The 9,051-nt window shown below is 70.1% G+C and carries 7 protein-coding genes; 6 read left to right on the forward strand and 1 reads right to left on the reverse strand.

Going from position 1 to position 9,051, the window contains the following annotated elements:
* Positions 1-21 precede the first annotated feature (21 nt).
* The 6 genes from VGZ32_RS28460 to VGZ32_RS28485 all read left to right on the forward strand — a co-directional run bounded on the left by VGZ32_RS28460 (position 22) and on the right by VGZ32_RS28485 (position 8,452).
* Positions 22-825, forward strand: coding sequence for an ATP-binding cassette domain-containing protein (locus tag VGZ32_RS28460; RefSeq protein ID WP_326889324.1), 804 nt, complete (start codon positions 22-24; stop codon positions 823-825).
* Positions 822-2,165 carry a sugar ABC transporter permease gene (locus VGZ32_RS28465; protein ID WP_326889326.1) on the forward strand — a complete coding sequence of 448 codons (1,344 nt, stop codon included), beginning with the start codon at positions 822-824 and terminating at the stop codon, positions 2,163-2,165. The genes VGZ32_RS28460 and VGZ32_RS28465 overlap by 4 nt, the downstream gene beginning before the upstream one ends.
* A 53-nt stretch (positions 2,166-2,218) precedes the next feature.
* The gene (locus VGZ32_RS28470; protein ID WP_326889327.1) at positions 2,219-3,469 is read left to right on the forward strand and encodes an ROK family protein; all 1,251 of its coding nucleotides are present in this window, start codon (positions 2,219-2,221) and stop codon (positions 3,467-3,469) included.
* 259 nt (positions 3,470-3,728) lie between these two features.
* The gene (gene dxs, locus VGZ32_RS28475) at positions 3,729-5,618 is read left to right on the forward strand and encodes a 1-deoxy-D-xylulose-5-phosphate synthase (RefSeq protein ID WP_326889328.1); all 1,890 of its coding nucleotides are present in this window, start codon (positions 3,729-3,731) and stop codon (positions 5,616-5,618) included.
* Positions 5,619-5,753: 135 nt separating this feature from the next.
* Positions 5,754-7,283 carry an NAD(P)/FAD-dependent oxidoreductase gene (locus VGZ32_RS28480; protein ID WP_326889329.1) on the forward strand — a complete coding sequence of 510 codons (1,530 nt, stop codon included), beginning with the start codon at positions 5,754-5,756 and terminating at the stop codon, positions 7,281-7,283.
* 11 nt (positions 7,284-7,294) lie between these two features.
* Positions 7,295-8,452 (forward strand): hypothetical protein, encoded by a 1,158-nt coding sequence (locus VGZ32_RS28485; RefSeq protein WP_326889330.1) that lies wholly within the window; start codon positions 7,295-7,297, stop codon positions 8,450-8,452.
* Between the two features lie 56 nt (positions 8,453-8,508).
* Here VGZ32_RS28485 and VGZ32_RS28490 read toward each other — a convergent pair.
* A partial coding sequence (locus VGZ32_RS28490) for a 3-hydroxyacyl-CoA dehydrogenase family protein (RefSeq protein ID WP_326889331.1) occupies positions 8,509-9,051 on the reverse strand: 543 nt, incomplete at its 5' end.

The raw sequence follows: 9,051 nt of genomic DNA on the forward strand, positions 1-9,051 counted from the left end.
CCAGGAGATGGCGGTAGAACGTTGAGCACTACACCCGACACGAGCACACCTGCGTTGAGGCTGATCGGAGTCGAGAAGTCCTTCGGCCCGGTTCAGGTCCTGCACAGCGTGGACTTCGAGGCGTACAAGGGCGAGGTAACCGCCCTCGTCGGCGACAACGGCGCGGGCAAGTCGACCCTCGTCAAATGCATCGGCGGTACCTACCAGGCCGACTCCGGGGAATTCCTCTTCGAGGGCCAGCCCGCCCACGTGCACACTCCGCGCGACGCGGCGGCCCTCGGCATCGAGATCGTCTACCAGGACCTCGCCCTGTGCGACAACCTCGACATCGTCCAGAACATGTTCCTCGGCCGCGAGCGCACCACCCCGCGCAACACCCTCGACGAGGGCGTGATGGAACGGCTGGCCGGCGACACGCTCGCCTCGCTGTCCGTACGCACCGTCAAGTCCGTGCGCCAGAAGGTCTCCAGCCTCTCCGGCGGCCAGCGGCAGACCGTGGCGATCGCCAAGGCCGTGCTGTGGAACTCCAAGATCGTCATCCTCGACGAGCCCACGGCCGCCCTCGGCGTCGCGCAGACCGCCGAAGTGCTCCGGCTGGTGCGCAACCTCGCCGACAAGGGCCTGGCGGTCATCCTCATCTCGCACAACATGAACGACGTGCTCCAGGTCTCCGACCGGGTCGCCGCGCTCTACCTCGGGCGGATGGCCGCGCAGGTCAAGCGTTCCGAGATCACCCACACCCAAATCGTCGAGCTGATCACGGCAGGCCGTTCCGGCAACCTCGGGCTCGGGCTCGCAGAGGCCACGAACGGAGCCGCACTATGAGCGCGCCGACCACCACAGACATCCAGTCCTCCGGGCAGGACGCGCAGCCCACGAACCTCGCCGACTACACCCAATCCTATGTCCAGCGGGTGCGGTCGGGCGAGACCGGCTCGATTCCGGCGCTGCTCGGCCTGATCGTCCTCGTCATCTTCTTCGTGATCGTGCACCAGGGCTTCCTGTCCGCGTACAACGTCGAGAACATCGTCGCGGACGGCGCGCCGACCATCGTGATGGCGATGGGCCTGGTCTTCGTCCTGCTCCTCGGTGAGATCGACCTGTCCGCGGGCACGGCCTCCGGGGTCTGCGCGGCGCTGATGGCCGTGATGATGGCGCGACACGGGCAGCCCTGGTGGCTGACCTTCCTCGCCGCGATCGGCACCGGCGTCGTCATCGGGTTCTTCATCGGCTGGCTGCGGGCGAAGGTCGGCATCCCGTCCTTCGTCATCACGCTGGCCGCCTTCCTCGGCTTCCAGGGCGTCACGCTGATCCTGATCGGCCCGGCGGCCATCCAGCTGCACGACAACATCCTGATCGGCCTGGAGGGCGGCAACAACGACTTCGTCCCGATCTGGCTGGGCTGGACCATCCTGGCGGCGTTCACGGCCGGATACGCGCTGCTCAAGGTGCGCACCGGCGCGGCGCGGCGCAGGAACGGCCTGACCCCCGAACCCCTGTCCATCACCGCCCTGAAGGTCGCCGCGCTCGCCGCCTTCGGCGGCGCGTTCATCTACTACATGGGCATCAACCGCAGCCTCGTGGCGAAGAGCGCGTTCTTCGCCGGGTCCAAGTCCGAGGGCATGCCCTGGGTCGTCGTGGTGATCCTCGTCCTGTTCGTGCTGCTCACCTTCGTGCTCAACCGCACCCGCTACGGCCGGCACGTCTACGCCGTCGGCGGCAACGACGAGGCTTCGCGCCGCGCCGGTATCCGGGTCGACCGGATCCGCATCTCGGTGTTCGTGATCTGCTCCACCATGGCCGCCCTGGCCGGCATCCTCTCCGCCTCCTTCACCGAGGGTGTGCAGTCCGACGCCGGCGCGGGCAACACCCTGCTGCTCGCCGTCGGCGCGGCCGTCATCGGCGGAACCTCCCTGTTCGGAGGCCGGGGCCGAGTGGTGGACGCGGTCATCGGCGGACTCGTGGTCGAGGTCATCGCGTACGGCATGTCGAACCTGATCCAGTCGAGCAACTCCGCGGCCTGGCAGCAGATCGTCACGGGCCTCGTCCTGCTGATCGCCGCCGGCTTCGACGCGGTCTCCCGCCGCGGTTCCGGCGCCGGTTCCGGCAGCTTCGCCCGGCTCCTCGCCGTGATCTTCCGGCTCAACAAGAAGACGGGGGCGTGATCAGCACCGGACCGGAGGCGTACGGAGACACCGATACGGAAGGCCGAGCCTAGATGAGCGCCGCGCACGCCGGAGCGACGCAGGACGAGGTGCGTCGGCACAACGTGTCGACCCTCCTGCGGTACGTCCACGTACACGGGCCGACCTCGCGCGCGGAACTCACCGCCGTGATGCAGCTCAACCGCTCGACCATCGGCGCGCTGACGGCCGACCTGGTGGGCTCCGGCCTGGTGCGCGAGGAACTGCCCGCGCGCGGGGCCGGAGCCGGGGCCGGACGCCCCTCCCTGGTGGTGGTGCCCCGGTCCGAGCGGGTGTACGTGCTCGCGTTCGACATCGGCGTCGACTACCTGATCGCCGCCCGGGTAGGTCTCGGCGGAGCGATCCTGGACCGGCGCGAGCTCTACCGGCCGCGCGGCGACTATGCCCTCGACGACGTCGCCGCGCACCTGGGCCGGTTCACCGGCGAGATGCTCACCCGTGCTGGAGCGGACGCGATATGCGTGGGCGTCGGCGCGGCGATCGCCGGCGTGGTGCGCGACACGGACGGCCTGGTCCGCTTCGCCCCGAACCTGGGCTGGGTCGACGCGCCGCTCGGCGAGACCCTGAGCACCGTCCTCGGCCAGCACGGCATCCACGCCCCGGTCGCGATCGGCAACGACGCGGACCTCGGCGCGCTGGCCGAACACGTGCGCGGCGCGGCGGCGGGCGCCACCGACGCGGTCTATCTGACCGGCGAGGTGGGCGTCGGCGCCGGGATCATCGTCGGCGGCGAGCCGTTGCGCGGCGCCGGAGGCTATGGCGGCGAGCTCGGCCACATGGTCGTCAACCCGGCCGGGCGGCTGTGCCGCTGCGGTGCCCGCGGCTGCTGGGAGACCGAGATCGGCGAGAAGGCCATCCTCGACGCGGCCGGGCACCCCGACGGCCCACGCTCCACGGTGCCCGCGGTCGTCGCCGCGGCGGCCGGAGGCGACGCGCGCGCGATCGCCGCGATCCGTCATGTGGGTGAATGGCTCGGCATCGGCGTCGGCAACCTGGTGAACATCTTCAACCCCGAGGTGGTCGTCTTCGGCGGCCTGCTGCGCGACATGCTGCCGGCGGTGGAACCGCAGCTGCGCGCGACGCTGCGCACCTCGGGGCTCGTCGCCCCGCGCGAGCAGGTGCGGCTCGTGGCGCCCGGGCTCGGCCCGGACTCCACGCTCGTCGGTGCGGCGGAGCGGGCGTTCGGCCCGCTGCTCAACGACCCGCCCGGCGCCCTCGCGCCGCTGGTGGCGGGCCTTCCCGCGGCCCAGGCCGGCGGCTGGTGACCCGATCCCGCGGTGCGAGCGGGATTCAGGTGAAGATCATGTGGAGGTCCCGCACGGGCCCGGGACGCCGACCGCTCGGCGATTAGACTCGGAGCCTCGTCCGATCCGGTGTGCCGCCCGCGAGCGCCGTCGCGCCGGGTAGGGGACGATGAACTGCGGGTTGCGTAAGGCCGGTGACACCCTTCGGCCCGGCCCGCGGGACAGACCGTGTGTATCACCGTTCGGACCCTCGTCGCGCGAGGGGGATAGGAGGCCACCCGTGTCGCTGCCGGAGAGCGTGCTCAGCTCGGTGCACGGACCGCGCGACCTGGACCGGCTCAGCCGCGAGAAGCTGGACCGGCTGGCCCGCGAGATCCGGGACTTCCTCATCGAGAGCGTCACGAAGACCGGCGGCCACCTCGGACCGAACCTGGGCGTGGTGGAGCTGTCCATCGCGCTGCACCGGGTCTTCGACTCCCCGCGCGACACCATCGTCTGGGACACCGGACACCAGGCTTACGTGCACAAGATCCTGACCGGGCGTCACGACTTCTCCAAGCTCAAGCAGGAGGGCGGGATCTCCGGCTACCCCTGCCGCGCCGAGTCCGAGCACGACGTGGTGGAGAACTCGCACGCCTCCACCGCCCTCTCCTACGCGGACGGCATCGCGAAGGCCTACCAGGTGCGCGGGCAGACCGACCGCCGGGTCGTCGCGGTGATCGGCGACGGCGCGCTCACCGGCGGCATGGCCTGGGAGGCGCTGAACAACATCGCGGTCGCGCAGGACCGGCCGGTCGTCATCGTGGTCAACGACAACGAGCGCTCGTACGCGCCCACGATCGGCGGCCTGGCCGAGCACCTGTCCACGCTGCGCGCGACGCAGGGCTACGAGAAGTTCCTGTCCTGGGGCAAGGGCACGCTCAACAAGACCCCCGTGGTCGGCCCGGCAATCTACGACACCCTGCACGGGATGAAGAAGGGCCTGAAGGACATCGTCGCCCCGCAGGGCATGTTCGAGGATCTCGGCCTGAAGTACATCGGCCCTATCGACGGGCACGACGTCATCGCCGTCGAGGCCGCGCTGCGCCGGGCCAAGGGGTTCCGCGGCCCCGTCATCGTGCACTGTCTTACCCGCAAGGGCGAGGGTTACCAGCCCGCCCTCGACGACGAGGCCGACCACTTCCACGGCATCGGCGTGATCAACCCGGAGACCGGCCTGCCGTTCCAGATCGCCGGGCCGAGCTGGACCGACGCCTTCGCCGACGAGATGGTCAAGATCGGCAACGAACGGCCCGACGTGGTCGGCATCACCGCCGCGATGATGATCCCGGTCGGCCTGCACAAGTTCGCCAAGGCCTACCCCGAGCGCATCTACGACGTCGGCATCGCCGAGCAGCACGCCGCCACCTCCGCGGCCGGCCTGGCGTTCGGCGGCCTGCACCCGGTGTTCGCCGTGTACGCGACCTTCCTCAACCGCTGCTTCGACCAGGTGCTGATGGACTGCGCGCTGCACCGGGCGGCGGTCACCTTCGTGCTCGACCGCGCCGGGATCACCGGCGACGACGGCGCGAGCCACAACGGCATGTGGGACATGTCGATCCTGCAGGTCGTCCCCGGCCTGCGGATCGCCGCTCCGCGGGACGCCGCCCAGGTGCGCGCCCAGCTGCGCGAGGCTGTGGACGTGCACGACGGGCCGACTGTGGTGCGCTACTCCAAGGGCGCGGTCGGACCCGAGATCGAGGCGGTGGACCGGGTAGACGGCCTGGACCTGCTGCGCGCGCCGCGCGGGGGCGAGGGGGACACCGCGGACGTGCTCATCGTCACCGCCGGGCCGATGGCGGTGCAGGGGCTGGAGGCGGCTGAGATCCTGGCCGCCGAGGGCATCGAGGCGACGGTCGTGGACCCTCGATGGGTCAAACCGGTGAATCCCGCTCTGATCGCCCTGGCGCGCTCGCACCGCGCGGTCGTCACCGTCGAGGACAACGGCCGCGTCGGCGGAGTCGGCGTCGCGATCACCCAGACCCTGCAGGACGCGGGCGTGAACGTGCCGGTGCGCGTGGTGGGCATTCCGCAGCGCTTCCTGGACCACGGCAAGCGCGCGTCGATTCTCAAGGCGGTCGGGCTGACCGGTGACGGGGTCGCGGCTGCTGCGCGCTCCGCGCTAGGCTGACCTGCGCCTGGCCCGCCACCTCAGGCTTCATTCATCCGGCCTTCGTTAAGTTGTTGCAGTGCGGGAACACTTCGTTACCTGCAGGCCACGCTGCGCCTTCGGCTCGCCTGAAAGAATCTGCTGCTTGTGGACGCCATGACCAAGCCTGACGAAACCAAGCCCGCGACCGTCGTGATCGGTGCCGGACCGGCCGGCCTCACCGCGGCCTACGACCTGTCGAAGCACGAGTACCCGGTGCGGGTCTTCGAGTCCGAGGGCGTGGTCGGGGGGATCTCGCAGACCGCCGAGCGCGACGGCTGGCGCTTCGACATCGGCGGCCACCGCTTCTTCACGAAGGTCGCCACGGTCGAGTCGCTGTGGCACGAGATCCTGCCGGACGAGGACTTCCTGCTGCGTCCGCGTATGTCCCGCATCTACTACCGCGGCAAGCTGTTCGACTACCCCCTCAAGGCCGGCAACGCGCTCAAGGGCCTGGGCGTGGTGGAGGCCGCGCGGTGCATCGGGTCGTACACGGCGGCGCGGATCTTCCCGCCGAAGGACCAGACGCACTTCGACGCCTGGGTGACCGCCCGGTTCGGCAAGCGGCTGTTCTCGATCTTCTTCAAGACCTACACCGAGAAGGTGTGGGGGATGAGCACCGCGGATCTTCCCGCCGACTGGGCCGCGCAGCGTATCAAGAACCTGTCGCTGTTCGGGGCGATCAAGAACGCGCTGCTGCCGAGCCGCAACCAGAAGGACATCACCTCCCTCATCGAGGAGTTCCAGTACCCGAAGTACGGGCCCGGGATGATGTGGGAGACCGCGACCGACAAGGTTCGGGCCCAGGGCGGCACGGTCGAGCTGAACACCGGCGTGCAGAAGGTGTACTGGGAGCACGGCAAGGGCGCGGTGTCCGTGTCCGTGGAGAGCAAGGACGGGGAGAGTTCGCAGGTCCCGGTGGACCACGTGGTCTCCTCCACCCCGATCTCGGCGCTGGTGCGGATGATGGAGCCGGCCGCCCCGGCCGACGTGCTCGCCGCCGCCGACGACCTGCGCTACCGCGACTTCCTCACCATCGCGCTGGTGGTGCCGCTGGAGGCCGGGTTCCCGGACAACTGGATCTACATCCACGATCCGGGCGTCAAGGTCGGCCGGATCCAGAACTTCGGCTCCTGGTCGCCGTATCTGGTGCAGGACGGGCGCACCTGCCTGGGCCTTGAGTACTTCGTGAACGAGGGCGACGAGGTCTGGAGCACCCCGGACGCGGACCTGGTGAAGCTGGGCACCGCGGAGCTGGAGAAGCTCGGCCTGATCAAGCCGGGCAGCGTGGAAAAGGGCTACGTCGTGCGGATGCCCAAGGCGTACCCGGTATACGACGACCGCTACGCGAAGAACCTCGACGTGATCCGGGCCTGGCTGGACGCCGAGGTGCCGAACGTGCACCCGGTCGGCCGCAACGGCATGCACCGGTACAACAACCAGGACCACTCGATGCTCACCGCGCTGCTGACCGCGGAGAACATCCGCACCGGGTCGAAGCACGACGTGTGGTCGGTCAACGTCGAGGAGGAGTACCACGAGGAGGGCGGCGACACCAAGCGCGCCACCCCCGCCGGTACCGGCCGCGACGCGCCGCTGACGCCCCGTCAGAGCACCAAGCCCGCGGACGAGACCGTCTCCGCCTGAAGGCGGCGGCCGTGACCCACGATCTCGAGATATCGCCCGCCCTCGTCGAGGCGACGGCTCCGCCCAGGCGACGGTTCGGCGGATGGTTCGCCGACGGGCTGGTGGCGACGCTGCCCGCGTGGCTGGTCGGCCACCTGATCGTCTGTCTGGCCTCCTGGCGTATCAACCCCAAGCACCCACTCGGCGGTCTGTTCGACTGGGACACGAAGTGGTATGAGCTGATCGCGCACAACGGCTACGACCACGCCGGGGTCCTGGTCCACTTCTTTCCGCTCACCTCGTACACCGCGGCGGGCATATCCACGGTCACCCGGATCCCCGTCACCTTCGTCTTGTTCGGCTTCACCTGGCTGATGGCCCTGGTCTTCGGCGCGCTGGTGCACCGGCTGGTGATCCGGGAGACCGGCGACCGGGGTGCCGCCCGCCGCGCGGCGTGGCTCACGCAGCTTGTGCCAGGCGGATACGCGCTGGTGATGGCGTACACCGAGCCGCTGGCAGGTGCGCTCGCCGTGGTCTACTTCCTGGCCGTGCGCTCGTATTCGGACCGCCCGCCGCGGCTGTGGGTGGCGACCGCGGTCGGCTTTATGAGCGGGATGGCCCGGCCGACCGGACTGCTGCTGGCGATCCCGGGGATGGTCGAAGGGCTGCGGACGGCGCGCGCGTCAGGATGGCGTCCGGCGCTCGTGGCCAAGAACGCGGCGGCCACCGCCGCTCCGGTGGCCGGCCTGGCGGCGTTCCTCGGCTACTCGAAATACCGCTACGGCTCCTGGACGCTCCCGTTCCAGGAGCAGACGGTGAAGACCAACCGCGCCGCGATCGTCAACAGCCCGAAGCGCTCGTTCCACATCGTCTGGTACGACACCCCGCACGGGCACCAGGTGGCGATGATGATCGCGGTCGTGCTCGTGCTGAGCGCCGCGCTGCTGCCAGTCCTGGCGCGCAAGCTCCCGGTCTCGTACCTGGCGTGGACGCTGCCGATGTACATCCTCGGCGTCACGTCGCAGAAGTTCACCTCGATGCCGCGCTACATCGGCGCCCTCTTCCCGCTGCTCATCGTCGCGGCGCTGATCAGCCGGCGCATCTGGCAGCAGGTCATCGTGATCGCGGTCGGCGCCGCGCTCCTGCTCTGGACGACGCAGATCACCCTGCACGGCTGGCTCGTGGCCTAGGGCGTGACACGTGTGGCCCCGGCCGACCGGCCGGGGCCACACGTGTTGTCGGTGCGTCAGGCGGGGAGGGACGCCAGGCCCACCGGCAGGAAGCGGCGGCCGGCAACCTTCTCCGACACGCCGGAACGGTCCAGGTACGGGGTGATGCCGCCGAGGTGGAACGGCCAGCCCGCGCCGAGGATCATGCACAGGTCGATGTCCTGGGCCTCGGCCACGACGCCGTCCTTGAGCATCAGGTCGATCTCCTCGGCGATCGCCGCCAGGGCCCGGTCGCGCACCTCTTCGGCGGTCGACGGCTTGTCGCCGACCTCGAGCAGCGCCTCGACCTCCGGGTCCAGGGTCTGCGTGCCGGGCAGGTAGAACGCCCGCTTGCCCGCGCCGACCAGCCGCTTGACGTTCGCCGAGACCGAGAAGCGGTCCGGGAAGGCCGCGTTCAGGGTCTCCGAGACGTGCAGCGCGACGGCCGGGCCGACCAGCTCCATCAGCACGAACGGGGACATCGGCAGGCCCAGCGGCTCGAGCGCGCCGTCGGCCACCTCGATCGGGGTGCCCTCGTCGAGCACCTCGTTGATGACCCCGAGGAAGCGGGTCAGCAGCCG

Source organism: Actinocrinis sp. (assembly GCF_035938995.1).
Taxonomy (GTDB): domain Bacteria; phylum Actinomycetota; class Actinomycetes; order Streptomycetales; family Catenulisporaceae; genus DASZGI01.

Coding starts and splice junctions, on each gene's coding strand:
- VGZ32_RS28480 (WP_326889329.1), top strand. CDS start 5,754: ATGACCAAGCCTGACGAAACCAAGCCCGCGACCGTCGTGATCGGTGCC.
- VGZ32_RS28465 (WP_326889326.1), top strand. CDS start 822: ATGAGCGCGCCGACCACCACAGACATCCAGTCCTCCGGGCAGGACGCG.
- VGZ32_RS28470 (WP_326889327.1), top strand. CDS start 2,219: ATGAGCGCCGCGCACGCCGGAGCGACGCAGGACGAGGTGCGTCGGCAC.